Source organism: Sphingopyxis sp. EG6 (genome assembly GCF_003609815.1).
Classification (GTDB): Bacteria; Pseudomonadota; Alphaproteobacteria; order Sphingomonadales; family Sphingomonadaceae; genus Sphingopyxis.
This window is the reverse complement of the sequence record NZ_AP017603.1, coordinates 3,503,099-3,520,030: the sequence shown is the minus strand read 5'-3', so window position 1 is coordinate 3,520,030 and position 16,932 is coordinate 3,503,099. Positions and strand designations below refer to the sequence as shown.

12 protein-coding genes and 2 tRNA genes are annotated in these 16,932 nt (G+C 63.3%); 10 read left to right on the top strand and 4 right to left on the bottom strand.

Features of this window, described 5'->3' with window-relative positions:
• The first annotated feature begins 22 nt into the window (after window positions 1-22).
• From SPYCW_RS19380 to SPYCW_RS17040, 6 genes are all read left to right on the top strand, one after another.
• A complete protein-coding gene (locus SPYCW_RS19380) occupies window positions 23-553 on the top strand; it encodes a PH domain-containing protein (RefSeq protein WP_232014750.1) in 531 nt (176 codons plus the stop codon).
• The gene (locus SPYCW_RS17060) at window positions 550-2,076 is read left to right on the top strand and encodes a PH domain-containing protein (protein ID WP_232014749.1); all 1,527 of its coding nucleotides are present in this window, start codon (window positions 550-552) and stop codon (window positions 2,074-2,076) included. The genes SPYCW_RS19380 and SPYCW_RS17060 overlap by 4 nt, the downstream gene beginning before the upstream one ends.
• On the top strand, window positions 2,073-3,842 hold the full coding sequence (gene recJ / locus SPYCW_RS17055; protein ID WP_120217823.1) for a single-stranded-DNA-specific exonuclease RecJ: 1,770 nt from the start codon (window positions 2,073-2,075) through the stop codon (window positions 3,840-3,842). The genes SPYCW_RS17060 and recJ overlap by 4 nt, the downstream gene beginning before the upstream one ends.
• A gap of 79 nt (window positions 3,843-3,921) precedes the next feature.
• A tRNA-Glu gene (locus tag SPYCW_RS17050) sits at window positions 3,922-3,997 on the top strand.
• A 53-nt stretch (window positions 3,998-4,050) separates the two neighbouring features.
• A tRNA-Glu gene (locus SPYCW_RS17045) sits at window positions 4,051-4,125 on the top strand.
• Window positions 4,126-4,212: 87 nt separating this feature from the next.
• The gene (locus SPYCW_RS17040; protein WP_331852374.1) at window positions 4,213-6,159 is read left to right on the top strand and encodes a DUF6538 domain-containing protein; all 1,947 of its coding nucleotides are present in this window, start codon (window positions 4,213-4,215) and stop codon (window positions 6,157-6,159) included.
• Window positions 6,160-6,214: 55 nt separating this feature from the next.
• Here SPYCW_RS17040 and SPYCW_RS17035 read toward each other — a convergent pair whose 3' ends face one another.
• Window positions 6,215-6,745, bottom strand: coding sequence for a hypothetical protein (locus SPYCW_RS17035; RefSeq protein WP_120217821.1), 531 nt, complete (start codon window positions 6,743-6,745; stop codon window positions 6,215-6,217).
• Window positions 6,746-7,279: 534 nt separating this feature from the next.
• Here SPYCW_RS17035 and SPYCW_RS17030 point away from each other — a divergent pair.
• Together SPYCW_RS17030 and SPYCW_RS17025 are read left to right on the top strand one after the other, a co-directional pair.
• On the top strand, window positions 7,280-8,044 hold the full coding sequence (locus tag SPYCW_RS17030; protein ID WP_120217820.1) for a hypothetical protein: 765 nt from the start codon (window positions 7,280-7,282) through the stop codon (window positions 8,042-8,044).
• Between the two features lie 231 nt (window positions 8,045-8,275).
• Complete coding sequence (locus SPYCW_RS17025; RefSeq protein WP_145986009.1) at window positions 8,276-10,153, top strand: hypothetical protein; 1,878 nt, start codon at window positions 8,276-8,278, stop codon at window positions 10,151-10,153.
• Between the two features lie 46 nt (window positions 10,154-10,199).
• On the opposite strand, the gene SPYCW_RS17020 is transcribed toward SPYCW_RS17025, so the two are convergent.
• From SPYCW_RS17020 to SPYCW_RS17010, 3 genes are all read right to left on the bottom strand, one after another.
• On the bottom strand, window positions 10,200-11,075 hold the full coding sequence (locus tag SPYCW_RS17020) for a hypothetical protein (RefSeq protein WP_120217818.1): 876 nt from the start codon (window positions 11,073-11,075) through the stop codon (window positions 10,200-10,202).
• A gap of 30 nt (window positions 11,076-11,105) precedes the next feature.
• A complete protein-coding gene (locus SPYCW_RS17015) occupies window positions 11,106-11,642 on the bottom strand; it encodes a hypothetical protein (protein WP_120217817.1) in 537 nt (178 codons plus the stop codon).
• Window positions 11,643-11,755: 113 nt separating this feature from the next.
• The gene (locus tag SPYCW_RS17010) at window positions 11,756-12,637 is read right to left on the bottom strand and encodes a 3'-5' exonuclease (RefSeq protein ID WP_120217816.1); all 882 of its coding nucleotides are present in this window, start codon (window positions 12,635-12,637) and stop codon (window positions 11,756-11,758) included.
• A gap of 187 nt (window positions 12,638-12,824) precedes the next feature.
• Here SPYCW_RS17010 and SPYCW_RS17005 point away from each other — a divergent pair, with 187 nt between their 5' ends.
• A complete protein-coding gene (locus SPYCW_RS17005) occupies window positions 12,825-14,339 on the top strand; it encodes a site-specific DNA-methyltransferase (RefSeq protein WP_172595543.1) in 1,515 nt (504 codons plus the stop codon).
• Window positions 14,339-16,927, top strand: a complete 2,589-nt coding sequence (locus SPYCW_RS17000) for a DEAD/DEAH box helicase (RefSeq protein ID WP_120217814.1) — start codon at window positions 14,339-14,341, stop codon at window positions 16,925-16,927. The genes SPYCW_RS17005 and SPYCW_RS17000 overlap by 1 nt, the downstream gene beginning before the upstream one ends.
• Window positions 16,928-16,932: the final 5 nt, after the last annotated feature.

Genomic DNA, 16,932 nt, shown 5'->3' with positions numbered 1-16,932 from the left:
GCTAACACGGTATCGGGGCAGGATGACCGACACCCAAGCCGTCCACCCGACCGATCCGTTCGATCCCGAAGCGCTGAACGCCGCAGAAGGACTCGACCCGGTCGATCCTGCCTATGCCCAGGTGCTGCGCGTCGCGACGGCGCTCCATCTGATCCCGCTCGCGATCGGGGCAAGCGTGTTCGACTGGCTGCTGATTCGGCATATCGAGGGGCCATATGGGCTGATCACCGCGCTGGCGTGGCTGGTCGCGATCACGGTCATTATCGCCTTTCCGTCGCGGCGCGTGTCGCGATGGGGGTACAAGATCGGCGCGGGGCAGCTGCGCGTCGCGCGCGGCTGGCTGTTCCGCACCGACACGATCGTGCCGTTCGTGCGCGTCCAGCATATCGACGTCGGGCAGGGGCCGGTCGAACGCTGGTTCGGGCTGTCGCACCTGATCGTCCACACATCGGGAACGCACAACAGCACCGTCACCCTGCCCGGACTGCCCGCCGACCTCGCAGCGGCGATGCGCGAGACGATCCGGCGCCACATCCAGACCGATTTCGCATGACCGACGCCGCCGCGGTGCCTGCCGCCCCGACCATCGATAACGACGCAGGCTGGCAGCGGCTGCACCCGGCGACGCTGGCGCTGGCGATCGTCAAGCTGGGACCGCGCTCGCTGCAATTCCTGCCCGCAGTCGCGGCGCTCGGTTTCACTGGCAACTGGGTCTATATCGTCCCGGCGATCCTGGCCTTCGTGTTGATCTCGCTGGTCGCGGCGTGGTTCCAGTGGCTGCGCTTCCGCTTTCGGGTCGGCGACGACGAAGTCGTGATCGAAAGCGGCGTCCTCTCGCGCCAGCACCGCACCATCCCGTTCGACCGCATCCAGGACGTCAGTATCGAACAAGGGCTGGTATCGCGCGCGCTAGGCATCGCCAAGGTCGGGTTCGAAACCGGCGCAGGCGGCAAGGAGAATGACGCCAGCCTCGACGCGATCGGGCTGGACGCGGCGCAGGCGCTGCGCACGACGATCCGCGCCCACCGCAGCGGCGAGGCGGCGGTCGTGGCAGCGGCGACGAATACCTTTGACGCGGCGCCGGTCGCCACCGACCGGTTGCTGTTCGCGATGACGCCGCGCCAGCTGCTGGTCGCGGGGCTGTTCAACTTCTCGCTCGCCGCGCTGGCGGTGGTCGGCGCGGCGATGCAGTTTTTCGACGATCTGCTGCCGTTCGACTTCAACGTCTTCAACCCGCGCGACTGGATCGACCTCGCGGGCCAATATGGGCTCGACCAGTGGGTCATCGCGCACCGCTGGATCGCGGGGGTCGGCGCGGGCGTTTCGCTGCTCTTCATCGGTTTCGCCAGCGGCATCGCGACGATGTTTTTCGCCAATTGGGATTTCCGCCTGACCCGCGAGCCGCGGACGCTGCGCCGCACCCGCGGGCTGACTACGCGCACCGACGTCGCGGTGCCGGTGAAGCGCGTGCAGGCGGCGATTCTCGTCACCGGCTGGTTTCGCCAGCGCTTTGGTTGGCACGAGCTGCGCCTGCAAAGTCTGGCGAGCGACGGCGAGAAGGAGCGTGATCATCAGGTCGTGCCGTTCGCCCAGCTGGGTGCGATCGACCCGGTACTGAGCGAAGTCGCGATCGTCCGCCCCGATAACGACCAACCATGGCAGCAAAGCCACCGCATCATCGCGCTCGGTGGGCTGGTCGGGGCGCTGGGTGCGACCACCGGCGGGCTGGTCGCGGTATCGTTCGGGCAAGCGCTCGGCTGGTTCGGGCTGGTCATCGGCGGGTTGATCGGCGCGGTGTCGCTGTTTGGCGCGCGCTTTCACCGCTGGACCGACATGGGCGAACAGGTCGCGATCCGCCGCGGTTTCTGGAAACCCAAGCTGACCCTGTTGCCGCATGCATCGGTGCAGAGCGTCGACCTGAAGAGCGATTTCATCCAGCGTCCGCTCGGCCTCGCGACCTTGGTGTTCGGGGTGCCCGGCGGCAGCGCGCTGGCCACGCACGAAATTCCGGCAATCCCACTGGCGACCGCGCGTGACCTGCGCGACCGCATTCTGACCGCGCGGGCGCGGGCATGAGCGAGACGGCGCTCGGCATCACGCGTTCGATCCTGGGCCAGCCGTGGCGTTGGCGGCGCGCCAGCGCCGACATGGGAACCGAAAATCTCGCCCCCGACGATCTGGTGACCCAGCTGCTGCTGGCACGCGGCGTCGCGCGCGACGATCTCGATCGCCAGCGCAGCCCGACCTTGCGCGGTTTCATGCCCGACCCGTCGCTGTTCCGCGACATGGACGCCGCCGCCGCGCGGCTCGCCGATGCAGTCGAAGCCGGCGAGGCGGTGACGATCTTTGGCGATTATGATGTCGACGGCGCGACCTCGGCGGCGCTGCTGGTGCGGCTGCTGCGCGGACTCGGACTGCCGGCGGGCGCTTATATCCCCGACCGACTGATGGAGGGCTATGGCCCCTCGGGCGCCGCGCTGGTCAGGATCGGCGAAGCGGGATCGAAGCTGGTCGTCACCGTCGATTGCGGCGCGCAGGCGTTCGACGCGATCGCCGAGGCCAATGCGGCGGGGGTCGAGGTGATCGTTGTCGACCATCACCAGTGCGCGACGACGCTGCCCGCGGCGCTGGCGCTGGTGAACCCCAACCGGCTCGACGAAGCGGCTGACGCGGCGATCCACGGCAATCTGGCCGCCGTCGGCGTCGCTTTCCTGCTCGGCGCGGCGCTGCTCCGCACCCTGCGCGCGCGCGGCTTCTTCGCTACCCGCGACGAACCCGCGCTGATCGACCTGCTCGACCTGGTCGCGCTCGGCACCGTCGCCGATGTCGCGCGCCTCACCGGATTCAACCGCGCGCTGGTGACGCAGGGGCTGAAGGTGATGGCGCGGCGCGGCAACACGGGGCTCGCGGCACTGATGGATGCCGCGCGGCTGACCAAGCCGCCGACCGCGAGCGACATGGGCTTTGCGCTGGGGCCGCGTATCAACGCGGGCGGGCGGGTCGGCAAGTCCGACCTTGGCGTGCGCCTGCTCACAACGTCGGACGCGCACGAAGCCGCCGAGATCGCGCAGGAGCTCAACCGGCTCAACGAGGAGCGCCGCGCGATCGAGGCGGGGGTGCTTGAAGAAGCGCTGACCGCCAGCGCCGCATGCGGCAACGCGCCGGTGGCGATCGTCGCGGGGCAGGGCTGGCACCCCGGGGTGATCGGCATCGTCGCCGGGCGGCTGAAGGAGCGGCTGCACCGCCCCGCGATCGTCATCGCGCTGGACGAGGACGGCATCGGCAAGGGATCGGGACGCTCGATCGGCGGCGTCGATCTCGGCGCCGCGATCCTCGCCGCGAAGGAGACCGGGCTGCTCGTCGCGGGCGGCGGGCATGCGATGGCCGCCGGGCTGACGGTTGCCGCCGACAAGGTCGACGCGCTCGGTGCCTTCCTCAACGACCGCCTCGCCGCCGACGTCGAACGCGCGAGCGGCGACAAGTCGCTGTTGATCGACGCGGTGCTCGCGCCGCGCGGGATCAGCCCGCTCTGGTGCGAGGCGATCGAAAGCGCCGGACCTTATGGCGCCGGCTGGCCCGCGCCGCGCGTCGCTACCGGACCGGTGCGAATCGTCGAAGCGGGGATCGTCGGCACCGACCATGTCCGCCTGATCGTCGCGGGCGACGACGGCGCGCGGTTCAAGGCGGTCGCGTTCCGCAGCGCCGAAACCGAGCTCGGCCAGACCTTGCTCCACGCCCGCGGCGGCCGCAAACTATGGCTCGCGGGCCGCGCCAAACGCGACGATTGGGGCAGCCGCCCCGCCGCCGAGCTGCACCTGGAGGACGCCGCCTGGGCCGACTGACGCGGCAATGCACAAAAACCGCACCACCATGCTTGACCGCATGGAGATGCGCGTCTAATGCGCCGCTTCACCGAATGACGGCCCCTTCGTCTAGCGGTCTAGGACGTCGCCCTTTCACGGCGAAAACACGGGTTCGAGTCCCGTAGGGGTCACCACGGTCAAGCGCGCGGTCGGCGGGCTTTCTTTCCGAAAATTTCTGACCCCCTGCGGCCCCTTCGTCTAGCGGTCAGGACGCGGCCCTCTCACGGCTGAAACACGGGTTCGATTCCCGTAGGGGTCACCATCTTCTCACCGAAGATTGGATTTCTGCCAAAATAACGCATTTCATCGACTTAGCAGCCGCCTGGTGATACAAAAAGGTGGCACAAAGATGAGATTGCGCGTGGCTGGATTATGGCGTCATCCTAGGTCGAAAATGTTCTGGTTCCGCATGAGCGTGCCGGAGAGATACCGCGCGCGCGTCGGCAAGCGCGAATGGAAAGAGAGTCTCGGCACCAGTGTCGAGGCGGAGGCGCGGGCGCTGCATGCGCAAAAGCTCGTTGAAGTCCACGACCTCATACGAAGGCTCGACGCTACTGATACTGTGGCCGTCGACGACGAGGCGGAGAAAATCGTCTCCGCCGGTTTCGATGCATTAGCCCGCTCGAACGTCAAGTCACACGAGATCGCTGCCGATTATGATCTGACGCGCGGGCTTGATCACGTTTGCTTCACCATGCTGAAGATGATGAGCTTCCGCGCTCGGCTGGACTGGGGCGGAAGCTACGCAGCCAAGGCGCAAGAAGAAGCGCTCGGCGAGGTGGACGAGGATCTCTGGCCGGTTGAGCAGCCCGACCCGGTGGGAGCCTTCCCCACGTTCGCGCACCGCGACGCCGTGACCCTGAATATCGACCTGTTCGAAAGCAATTCCCTGTTCAAGGGTGCTGCGTTTCGCGAAGTAGCCCGAGCTCATCTGTTGACACGCGATTGGAAAGCAGTGGAGATCGAGGCGACAATCGTGGCGCAGGCCGCTGGCATTGTGTTCAAGCCGCGAGGGCCTTTGTTCGAGGCGGTGGCAGAACGCATCCTACGCCGTTTAGCGGAGCACCGCTTCAGCCACTGGCCGACGGGCGTGGAGAAGGTTTTGCTGCCGATGATGACGGCAATGGCGAACCATCTGCCCGCTCCAGCGATCGCCGGGGCGTCCGCGCCAGCGCGAACCCTTAATGACGCTTTTGCGGCGTGGCAGAAGCACAACGGCATCGACCCAGAGCTTCCTGACAAGACCAGCGACGAATGGAAGGTCGCACTCGACCGATTCCGAGAATTGACCGGCACCGATGACATCAGCGCCATTTCGCGCAAGATGGTTAAATCCTTCCTTGAGGACGTGGCTCAATTGCCCTCGCGCCCCAAAAAGGCGGTTGGAGAGCTGCCTTTGCGCGAACAGATCTCCGCCGCTCGCGCCGCGAAGCTTCCGACGCTGAGCCCGCCCACGGTTGGGAAACACCTCGCCGCAATCCGCTCTGTGCTGGCGGTTGCCTTCGACAAGGAATGGATCGCCGCCAATCCCGCGGCTGGGCTGGCCGTCACTGGAGCAAAGCACACTGGGACCGAGCGCGACCACTTCTCCGATGAAGACCTGCGAAAGATTTACACGGCGCCTTTGATGACCAACCCCGAAGCCTGCAGCGATACAATGTTCTGGATCCTCCTGCTTGCGCCTTTCCACGGTTCGCGGCCAGGCGAACATTGCAAGCTTAAGCCGCACGAAATTGTCCGCGAGGGAGAAGAATGGGTCATGCGCTTCCGCACCGACTCGAGACAGCGGCGCGTATCGGACGCTCTTGAGACGCGCCCGCGTCGGCAGAAGACCCTGCAGTCGGTGCGCGACGTGCCACTACACTGGATTGTCATAGAGGCCGGTTTCCTCGACTGGGTCGCGCTCCAAATACAGCGTGGCGAGCATTGGGTTTTTGGCGACCTTGAGGCGGACAAATATGGCGACCGCTACAAATACCTGTCGAGCGAGATCAACGACGCCATTCGCGCTGTTGGTATCGATGATCCTGACAAGGCATTTTACTCGACGAGGCACAGCTGGAGGCGCGAGGGTCGTCGTAGGCGCGTGCCGGAGCACGATCTCGACCAGATGGCTGGCCATGCCTCCACCAACGTTGGCCGCAAATATGGTCAAGGGTCGCCAATCGATACTCTCAAGGAAAGCATCGACCGCTTCGAATTTCGTAGCGTGCCGTGGGACGCGGTGGTCGCCTGTGCTCACCAGCGACTAGTAAGGCTTGCTCGTGCGACTCTGCCAGTGCCTCGAGATATTTAGCCAACTTGCGACCGACGAATGTGCGTATGGCCGAAGGAGCGTCAGCTGACCGGTTTCAACGACGCCGCGATGCCAGCATTGCAGAAACGCGGCGACGGCGTTGGCGCCGGTTCCGTGGCAACCAGGTGATCTGGTTGGAGGGCGCACTGCTCAACTGGTAGATGCGGAATTCGCACCATTCGGGGATGGCGGCAGCCAGCACTAGGTAATTGTCCTGCCGCCGGGCTGCATCCGCCAGAATACGCGTGACGGCGTCGCCCGCCCCCTCGGTGTCGGCGACTAGCGTCGCTCCGAACAGCGGATTGGCGATCTCTACCGGCCGATCGGTGCGCGCTAATATCCGCACCGGGTGCCGCGACGCACGCTGATATACCAAGATAGCAGCGAGCCGCGTCTGGACGGAGGTGTCGGCGAGCCATGCGGCATTTGCGCCAAGCGATGAGACCAGCTGCGCGTCGTCATGCCCGATCCGGCCCACAAGAGCTGGTTCGAGAATAATAGGGAAGCCCGTAACGTCAGTAGCGAATGCGTCGATGCCAGCGGACTGTGCGGCGACGCCCCATTTGCGAAGTGCTGATTCGTCCATGCAGGGGCCTTTCTGTCCATATCGCGACGTCGGACATACTGATTTTAAATAATGGCATTGGTGATATTCATTTCGACGCCTATAATAGTATGTATGGACGCCGCCGATACATTTCCAGACCAGAAAGTCGACTCTCGCGTTTCGATATCGGATGCTGTGTTTGAGGCGCTCGGCACGGTCCTTGCTGCCGTTGGACATATCCTCGATGGCGAGGCAATGCGCAGGCGAGGTGGTCCAGGAATGGACCGTCGAATCACGTCGATAATTGCCTTGTTTGTCGCGTTCGTTGTCTCGTTGATCGTGCGGGAAAACGCGATTGCAACGCAAAGCTGGGCGACTGTCACGGCATCGCGAGCGCTTCGGCATCTTCGCTGTCCACCGCAATGCTGGGCAGCACCGTAACCATTCTCGTCGACTAACCGCGCCCGGCCGCCGCGTGGCGACCGTGCGCTGACGACGATGCGCGGTCGGTCGCCATCCATAATCATGAACCTTCGACACCTGCGATATCGCGGGTATCGAAGGTCTCGCAGGATGGCCCGGCTCGCGGAAAGCGAGTTCGGTATTATGAAAAAAAGTAGTGACTGGGTCCGTCAGCCGGGCCTCGACAAAATGCTCGACCAGCTGGTCGAGGAGCGCGGCTGCACGCCCGCTGAACTGATCCCCTACGACGCCGCCAAGGCGCTCGAAATCGAGCCCAGCGGCGAATTCTACAGGAAGGTGCGCGACTGGAAGCAGCGCCGCGCCGCGGAGTGCGATGCGCCGGTGATGGAGGTGCCGCCGCATGTGCAAGCGGAGTTCCGCAAGACGGTCGATCGCTTCACGGACGACGCGATGAACAGCTTCATCCATGCGGTGCGCCTCATAGGTGGAGATTTCAATCGAACGGCAATGCTCCGCGTGGCCGATGCTGAGCGCCGTGCCGAGGATGCGCGGGCAGAGGCCGACGGCCTGCTCGATCACTGGGCGGCTGCGGAAGCCGAACGGGATGCCGCCCAGATTCGGGTGGCTGAACTTGTGCACGCGCTCGCCGACGCGCAACGACATGAGGAAGCACTCATTGTCCGGCTGGAGGAGCGCGACGCGTTGCTCAGGACGGTGAAGCTGATGACGGTCGACACTGCGGCAACGGTCATCCCGGACGAAGTCCCTTCTCAAAGCACAGCGTCCGAGAAGGACGGAGCCGAGGTGGCTTCGACCGATCCGGTTGATCGCCGCCAAGGTGATCGGGTCGAGATGCCCTTCGCCGACCGCACCGGCGGCGAACACGCGACCGACGGTGATCTCGATGAAGACTGATCGGCTGTTCGAGTGCCGCCACCGTTATGGTGGCGGCACGCTTTTCCGTTCCATCCCTTCCTTCTTCGTCTTTCCCGTGGCGGGGAAAGACACGCCCCATAGCGATGAGCGGTGGGGCGTAACGGGGGTTCAGGGGCGCTCCCCTGACACGCCTTTTTTCGCGCAGCGAAAAAAGATGAGCGTGTTATCCTTTTTTGGCCATCGGCCGCTCTTCAGTACTTGGAGGGCGCCATGAAAAAGAGCTCCGTCTCCGGTCTTGCCGGTTCCGTGAGAATTGACCGGCTCACTCTGCAGGGCATCACCAAAGCAGAAAACCATGGCAAGCGGCTGGACGAAAGCAGCAAGCGCCGGGTGATAAAGGACACTCCCGCTGTAACCACCACAGGCTTAGATTTGTGCGCCCTTTATGAAGAGCACATCGAAGGTGCGTTCGTTCCCAAGGCAGAGTGTCGAGCGCTTCACGTACTTGTGCAATTCCCGACCGACCTGGTCGACGGAGCTGATGCCAGTGGCATGCTTCTCCATGCTCGCCAGTTTGCAGAGCGGGTATTCGGGGATCGTGCCATATTCGCAGATCGCATCGACCGGGATGAGCAAGGGCAGCAGGTTGTCGACCTATTCGTTGCACCAATCTATTCGAAGAAAACGAAACGCCAAGACAAAGTCGCAGTCTCGACCACCAAGCACTTAAAGGCGCTGGCGGCGGAATATGGTTTTGAAAAGACCACCTTGCGGAATGAAGGGCGCGCCTTGCAAACGGCGTTCTTCGAGTATCTGCGCGATGAGATGCAGTTGGACGGCGTCGAGCGCGGTGAGCAAAAATGGTCCCTCGATCCCGATTGGAAAAGCCGCGAGCAGTTGCGTGAAGAAGAGCTGGGGGCGTTGAAGGCTGAGGCCGACAATGCGCTCGCCGAAGCTGACGCAGCTCGATCCGCAGCCTTAGCAGAACTAGCTCGAGCCCAGGCCGTGCGTATTGAGGAGGCCGAGGCGGCGCATGAGCGCCGATTGGCGCAACAGCAATCTGCCGAAAGGATGACAGTCGCATTGGCTAAAATGGAAGCGGCGAATGCCAGCCTTAATGCCGAGCTGCAGGAAAAACTCGCGGCCGCAAAAGTGAAGGAGGCGGAGGCCGAACTGCAGGCTGAACGCTGGAGGGTTGAAAACCAAGCCGCCGAACGCGACCGTGCGAAAGCGGCCGCTATGATCCAGGCTGCAACGGCCCAGTCCAGACAGCTCGCAAACGACCGCACCCTCCACCAAGAGCAGATTGCCCTTCTGTCACGCTCCGCTGACGACAAGGAAGGATTGCATCTTCAAATTGGGCGGCATCCATTGTCTGATGCGGGCTTCACCATGGATGAGCAGCATATGTCTGCCATGGAACGGAATGCTTATAGCAAGCCTTGGCCGCCGGCGATTGCGGCGATGGCTCGAGCTCTCGCCCGCGCTCTCGCAATCATCCGCGGCGCGGCGGCCAAGGTGTTCGAGCAAGAACGCGCCATCGCGAATCGAGAAACCCGCATGGCAACGGAACAAGCGGAGGCTAATCTGCGGTTGGAAGAACGCCGCGCCGCCCAAATGCATGAACACCGCCTCGCGATGAAGGACCTGAATGAGCGCCAGGCAGCTGTCGATGCCGCACATGCTGACGCGGTCCGCTCGAGGGCAGATGCGGAAGCACGGATCGAAATAGCAACCAAGTGCGAAAAGACAGCCTCGGCAGCGGCAGCCTTCAATGCTCGTTGGGGTCGCGCCTTGGCGGCAATTGCGAACACACCGAATGTAATTACTATCGACGAGAAAGGGGTGGCCTCGTTCGATGCGCAGATTGCGAAGACTTTGGGTGAGGAGTTCGCCGAAACCATAGCATCGCGCCCACCCAAGTGGGCCGATGAGGCGCTCACGCGGGAACTGGAAATCGCCGAGCAACGCCACGTGCTGGCCGAGAGAGACCGTCTGGCCTTGATGCAAGTCCAGCAGCTCGCAGCATTGCTCGAGAAGGCTGGTTCCGTCCTCACCCCTCCCCAACAGCTTGTCGCTGAGGAGGTTCGCTACGCTGTGGGGAAAACAGCAGCAGCGCTTTCGAACCGCCAAGGTCGCGGCATGTAGTCGACCGAATGACGGGGCCCGCTCTGTAGCGGTGCCCCGTCGTCATTCAGGCCGCGTCGCGATCAAGCCACGGCGCAAGCCAGCGGGCATCATTCGCGGCCGCCTGACGCTTAGCTGCAAATCGCCGCTCGCGATGCACTTCGAGCGGAGTGACATATTCGCGCCCAGCCCGGAGTGCGATGACGCGACGAAGGATGCGGTCCTCGACGGAATCCGCTTCGGCGCGCGGGTCGGTTAGACGCCGCCAGCGCGCAAGCAGTAATGCCGTGGATATGACATCGACTTCGCAGGCGCTCTGCACCTCGTCCCATTTTCCAGAATATATCAGATTGGTGACAGCAAAGGGCGGACACGTAATCTTGCCGGGGATATCCAGCACGGCAAGAACTTCGGCCAGGTGGATAGGCTTCATGCGCATCCCGGCGGTATAGGCCCGGGCAAGATCCAGGTGGCGGGTGTGGTGGAAACCACCATGCGCCAGCCAGCCCCAGCCTCGCGGCAAATTCAACCCATAACGCATGCAGCCATTGATCAGGATGGGCAGATCATGCGCCAGGCCCATCCACGTCACGATCTCGGCGTCGTCCGGAGCGTCTGCCAGCACGCGCAGGATGCCGGCGATGACGTCCCGCTCGTCATGATCCGGCGCCGACAAGGTGACAAAGCGAGTCACATCGACGCCGCCCTGTGCATCCTCCACCAGCACCATCAGCGATGCCGTGGTGATGGTCTGAAAAACCCAGCGCGGGCAACTGAGCGGATCCTCGCTGCGCCGGTATCCGCGCCGACTCGGCTTGCCCTCGGTCGGCACCCAGCGCTCCATAGCCTGATAGCGCTTATGGGCGGTGTCATCGAGCACGGCGGATTCGATATCGAGCACGACCCACGATCGCGGTCCGCACTTCTTCTGTTCGGTTTTCATTGCAATGTTCTCCTGGTCAGGTCGCAGCGGTCAGCCGAAGCGGACGATGGTTTCGGTCGGCACATCGCGTGTGATCGACGTGTCGCCCCACGGGACGTGACGATTGTTGGGGAGCAGCGCGTCGCCCATTTTTGCGGCGGCGGCCCGGATACGCTTCTCGGCGAGTTTTCGGCCGGCACCGATAGCGCGGGGCTTTGGATGCATCCGCGTCAGCGTGCCGCGGTGGTCGATGCCGAACATCTCGTCCCGACGCGTGCTGACCAAAAGGAGCGGAGCGGTATCGTTGGCCGCCCAAGGCACGAGGCCTTCGACGATGTCCACGGTCAGCAGCTGGCGATATACGACGCTCAGACCCTCCGTTTCGCGTGCCTTCGCATTTTTCCAGCTGCCGTAAACGATGTCCTTGCCGAGCGCCTGTGCGACGCGTGCCAATTCCATGCCCACCGCGGCGTCCATCGGCATGCCGGACGACCATGCGATGGAGTCGTTCGCAGGCGTGAACGCCGGCCACCCCATCTCTCGGCGGAGGGCAATCATAATATTCTGGTGATGCACGATCATTTCCATTTGCTATTTCCTTTCGTGTGACGGCTGAAACCCGAGCTTTTCCCCACTGTTGGGTCACTCAAATCTCCAGTTTCGGAAAAGGACGGAGCGCATGGTCACGCTCCGCTCAGCGCTCAGCGGTGGCGCTGATGCCAGGTGATCGGCAGCATCCGGGGCACAGGGCCGGACGCGGAGATGCGCTCGCGAAACCAGCACTCTTCGCTGGCGCATTCGCCCTCATCGATCTCGATCCACCACACGCGGTAGCGTGGGTCCCACTTATATCCGCGCGCCTTGAGCAGGCCTCGCCGTTCGTATGGTGCTTTGGTCGCCTCGAACCGGACCGTTGGTCGTTCGGCGTTGGCGAGCACATCGCGCAAGATGGTGCCGCCGTGGGGCAGGCGGTGGGCGAGCAGATGCAACAACGCGATGACGTCGGCCATCGCGCGATGCGCTTCGGAGAAGCGACCGATCTGCATCAACAGATGACCTAGCTTGCGGCCATCGAACCCGGCGGCTAGCCAATCGAAATCTGCCATGGAGCAGGCCCACGCCGCGCCCGCGAGGCCCGGCATGAGGTTGTCGATAAAGGCGATGTCGAACGCCGCCGAATGAGCAACCCGCACGTCCGCACTGGCCAACAGCCGTTCGAGCCGGCCTAGGTCGATCGTTTTGCCGCGAACATCGTCGTCGGTGATGCCGGTCAAGAGCGTGATTTGTGGCGGTATCGGCATATGCGGGTCGCGCAGCGCCTGCCCGGCGCTGGCGATACCGACGATTTCGCCAGCGTCGTCGACCTCCAGCATCACTACGGCGATGTCGATGACTTCATCAGTCAGCGGATCGGTGCCCGTCGTTTCGGTATCTACGATCGCAATACGCCGGACCGGTCCGTCTCCGCGCGCACGGAATGGGAACTTGTCCAGTCTCGATACACGGCGCAAAATACGCATATCCGGGTCGTTGGCCTCGCCGAGGCTCAGCGTCTCCGCTTGTTGGTGGTCAATGTCGTGCATGCTCGTTCTCCTTGAAGGACCGAGCGACAGCGAGGCTTTTCCCCTCTGCATCTTCGGTCAAGGAGCATGGCGCGTGTCCAGGTTTTCCAGACATCCCACAAAGCCTGTTCGTTTAGGAGCTGAGCGGCTACAGCCATGACACAAGTTGCTGTGTGAATTTGGGGGTTAGGTGCCAATACTCGATTGGATGACGCGCGGTGAAGATGTGCGCGCGGCGGCGGGTGTGCCGTATCGACTACTGGAAGCGGTGCCCGCGCTGGATGGAGGCGATGCCGCCGCTGGCAACATGCTTATCCAGGGCGACAACCTCGACGCGCTGAAGGCGCTGCTTCCCTATTACAAGGGCGCGGTGAAGTGCATCTACATTGATCCGCCCTACAACACGCGGTCGGCCTTCGAACATTATGATGACAATCTGGAGCATAGCCAGTGGCTGGCGATGATCTATCCGCGTCTGGTGCTGCTGCGTGACCTACTAGCCGAGGACGGCAGCATCTGGGTTTCGATCGACGACAATGAAGGGCATTACCTCAAGGTCGTCATGGACGAAGTTTTTGGTCGTTCCAATTTCATTGTTTCTGCATCCTGGCAGAAGAAAGTCTCACCGGCGAACGACTCAATTTGGTTCAGCGGTGACCACGAGAATGTAATCGTTTATGGAAAGAGGGCGGCTGATTGGCGCCCCCGACGGCTGCCCCGCACTGCAGCGCAGACTGCCTATTATACCAATCCGGACAATGATCCGCGGGGCGTCTGGAATTCGGCAGCCTACACCTGCGCCAAGACCGCTGACGAGCGGCCGAACCTTTATTATCCGATCACCAATCCCAACACAGGAGAGGAAGTATGGCCCAAGCGCACGCGCGTTTGGGCTTTCGGTCCCGAACGTCACGAGCAGAATGTGGCAAACGATCTTGTATACTGGGGCAAGGACGGCCGCGGCAGCGTTCCAAGGTTCAAGAAGCTGCTTTCCACCGCCGGATTGGTAGTGCCTCGCAGCATCTGGGGATACGACGAGGTCGGTCACACCCAAGAAGCAATGATGGAAAGCCTCGCGCTTTTCGGCGATGATCGGTTTGGCACGCCGAAACCCGAACGCCTGATGAAGCGCATCCTGCACATCGCCAGCGACCCCGGCGACCTTGTGCTCGACAGCTTCTTGGGCTCCGGGACGACGGCGGCAGTGGCGCACAAGATGGGGCGGCGCTGGATCGGCATTGAGATGGGCGATCATGCCGAAACCCACTGCAAGCCCCGGCTCGACAAGGTGATCGCGGGCGAAGAGGGCGGCGTGTCCGAAGCGGTCGGATGGACCGGCGGCGGCGGCTATCGTTTCTATCGTCTCGGCGCAGCGGTGTTTGACGCCGACGGGCACATCACCAGTGGCATACGCTTCGCGACACTGGCCGCGCACGTGTGGTTCAGCGAGACGGGAACGCCGTTCATCGGTGCGGCGGATACACCGGTGCTGGGGGTGCATGATGGCATGGCCTATGCCCTGCTCTACAACGGTATTCTTGGCGACCGATCGGTCAGCGGGGGAAACGTGTTGACGGCTGCGTTGCTAGCCCAGCTGCGCGAGGAGAGCGGCTGGGATGGGCCGATGACGGTATACGGAGAATGGAGCAAGCTAGGTGCGGCGCGGCTGATGGACGCAGGCGTGACGTTCAAGCAGACGCCTTATGATGTGAGGGCGCGCTGATGGAGCTGAAGGACTATCAGCGCCGGGCGCTCGACGCGCTGCGCACCTTCCTTGATCAGGCAACGATCCGCGATCATGCACAGGCCTATGCCGCGGCCTGCGCCGTGGGCCAGCCGGGCGCCTATGGCGCGGCCTATCGCCCGCTCGCCGGGTTGCCGGACGTGCCCTATTGCTGCCTGCGCCTCCCGACCGGCGGCGGCAAGACACTGCTTGCCGCGCACGCCATCGGCGTCGCGCGCGACACATCACTGAACCGGCGCTTTCCGGTGGTGTTGTGGCTGGTCACGTCGACCACCATCGCCGAGCAGACGCTGGGCGCGCTCAAGAAGGTGGGCCACCCCTATCGCCAAGCGCTGGAAGCGACCTTCGGCGGCGCGGTGCGCGTTTATGGCATCGACGAGCGTCGGCAGCTGCGTCCGCAGGACATGGCCGATGCGGCGACAATAATCGTCTCGACCGTGCAGGCGTTCCGCGTGAACAACGTTGCTGACCGCAATGTGTATCGCGACGACGAAGAGTTGGAGCCGCATTTCGCCACGGTGGCTAGGGGCGCTGACGTGGCCCGGCACGAGGATGGCCCGCGCCGGGGAAAGCCGATCGCCAGCTTTGCCAATCTGATGAAGTTGCATCGTCCGCTGGTGATCGTCGATGAGGCACACAATTTCACCTCGACCCTTTCCGGCGAGACGATGGGACGCATCGCGCCTGCAGCGGTCGTGGAGTTTACGGCCACACCCGTTCGCTCGAACGTCATCGTGTCCGCCACTGCCGCCGAGCTGAAGGCGGCGGACATGATCAAGCTGCCGATCCACCTTTCGCAGCATAGCAGCTGGCAGCAGGCGATCGCGCACGCCGTTGATAATCGTGCATGGCTCGAAGGCATTGCCGTCCGCGATAGCGGCGGTATTCGGCCAATCGCGCTCTATCAGGCTCAGCCTGCGCGCGAAGGCGCCGAGGCGACGGTGGATGTCGTCAGACGCCACCTGATCGAAGATTGCCGTATCCCAGAGGACCGGATCGCGGTGGCGACGGGCAACCAGCGTGAGCTAGACGGTATCGACCTTTTCGATCCGGCCTGCACGATTGAGCACGTCATCACCGTCGATGCTCTGAAGGAAGGCTGGGATTGCTCCTTCGCCTATGTGTTCTGTTCGCTTGCCAGCATTCGAAGCGGCGGTGCCGTGGAGCAGTTGCTCGGCCGCGTGCTGCGCATGCCGTTCGCAACGCGGCGCTCGTCAGAGGAATTGAACCGCGCCTATGCTCATGTATCCGAGCGCAATTTCTTTGATGCAGCCGAGGGCCTGAAAGATCGGCTTACCGAAATGGGCTTCGATGAGCGCACCGCGCTGGAAGCGATCGTCGAACAGCCCGAGACTTTCGAGTGGCGCGAAGACCGATCGCTGTTCACGCGGCCGGAGTTGCCGGTCCTGCACCTCCGGGACCGGCCCGATCAAAGCAATTGGACCCCCGAGATGGTCGCTGCAACGCGCATGGCCGATGACGGAGCCGGCGGAGTTGCGATCACATTCGACACGTCTGCCCCGGACGATGTGCTCCGCGAAGTAGCCATAGCGGTTGCAAGCGCAGATGCTACGCCGACGACGGCCGTCGAGGCTTTTATCGCGCGTCGCGCGGAGTCTCTGTCGCCTGCTGAGCAGGGCGAGGTGCTGACGTTGCCTCGGCTTGCGATTGAGCGGGACGGGCAGCTCGAAATCGTCTTCCCCGAGACGCTGGTTGATGTGGGAGGTTGGGATCTGCGCCAGGTCGACACAGGCTTGCCCGGCTTTGCGTTGACCGAGCGCCCCGACACGTTCGAGATGGACGTGGATGGCGACCAGGTGGTCTACAATCGCATCGACGCCGCCGCCGAATTGGCGCTTGATGACGCGACCGATTGGGACGTGGCCGCGCTGTCTCGGTGGCTCGATCGCACGACGCGCCAGCGCGACGTCTCCCAGCCTATATTCCTCGAATACTGTCGGCGCGTTGTTGAAGGTGTCGCGGAGCGTATCCCGCTGGCGCAGCTCGTGCGCGGGAAATTTGCGCTGCGAAGGGCCATTATCGCGAAAATTGTGCAGCAACGCCGCGAAGCCGGCATGCGGGGCGTGCAGCTGTTGATGACGGATATCGCACCTGTTCTCGCCTTGGGTGACAACGGATTCAGCTTCTCGAAGGCGGGCTATGATCCACGCACGCCATATTCGGGGCCGTGGCGACCACGGAAGCACCTGTTCGCGCAGGTCGGCGACCTACGGCATGGCGGTGAAGAATGGATGGCCGCGGTCCAAATAGACGATCACGAAGCCGTCAAACACTGGGTCCGGAACGTGGATCGCACGGCATGGTCCTATTCGCTGCCAACCTCGACCGACCTGTTCTATCCGGATTTCGTCGCGGCGTTGGTGGATGGCCGCAAGCTGATCATCGAATATAAGGGTGCCGATCGCACCGATAATGCGGACAGCCGAGAGAAGAAGAATATCGGTGCGCGGCTGCAGGAAGTGAGTGACGGCAAGGTGGTCTTCCTGTGGGCAGAGCTGGACCGCGGGGGCGGTGTGGCGCGTCAGATCGACGCGGCAATCGGGTAAGAGGG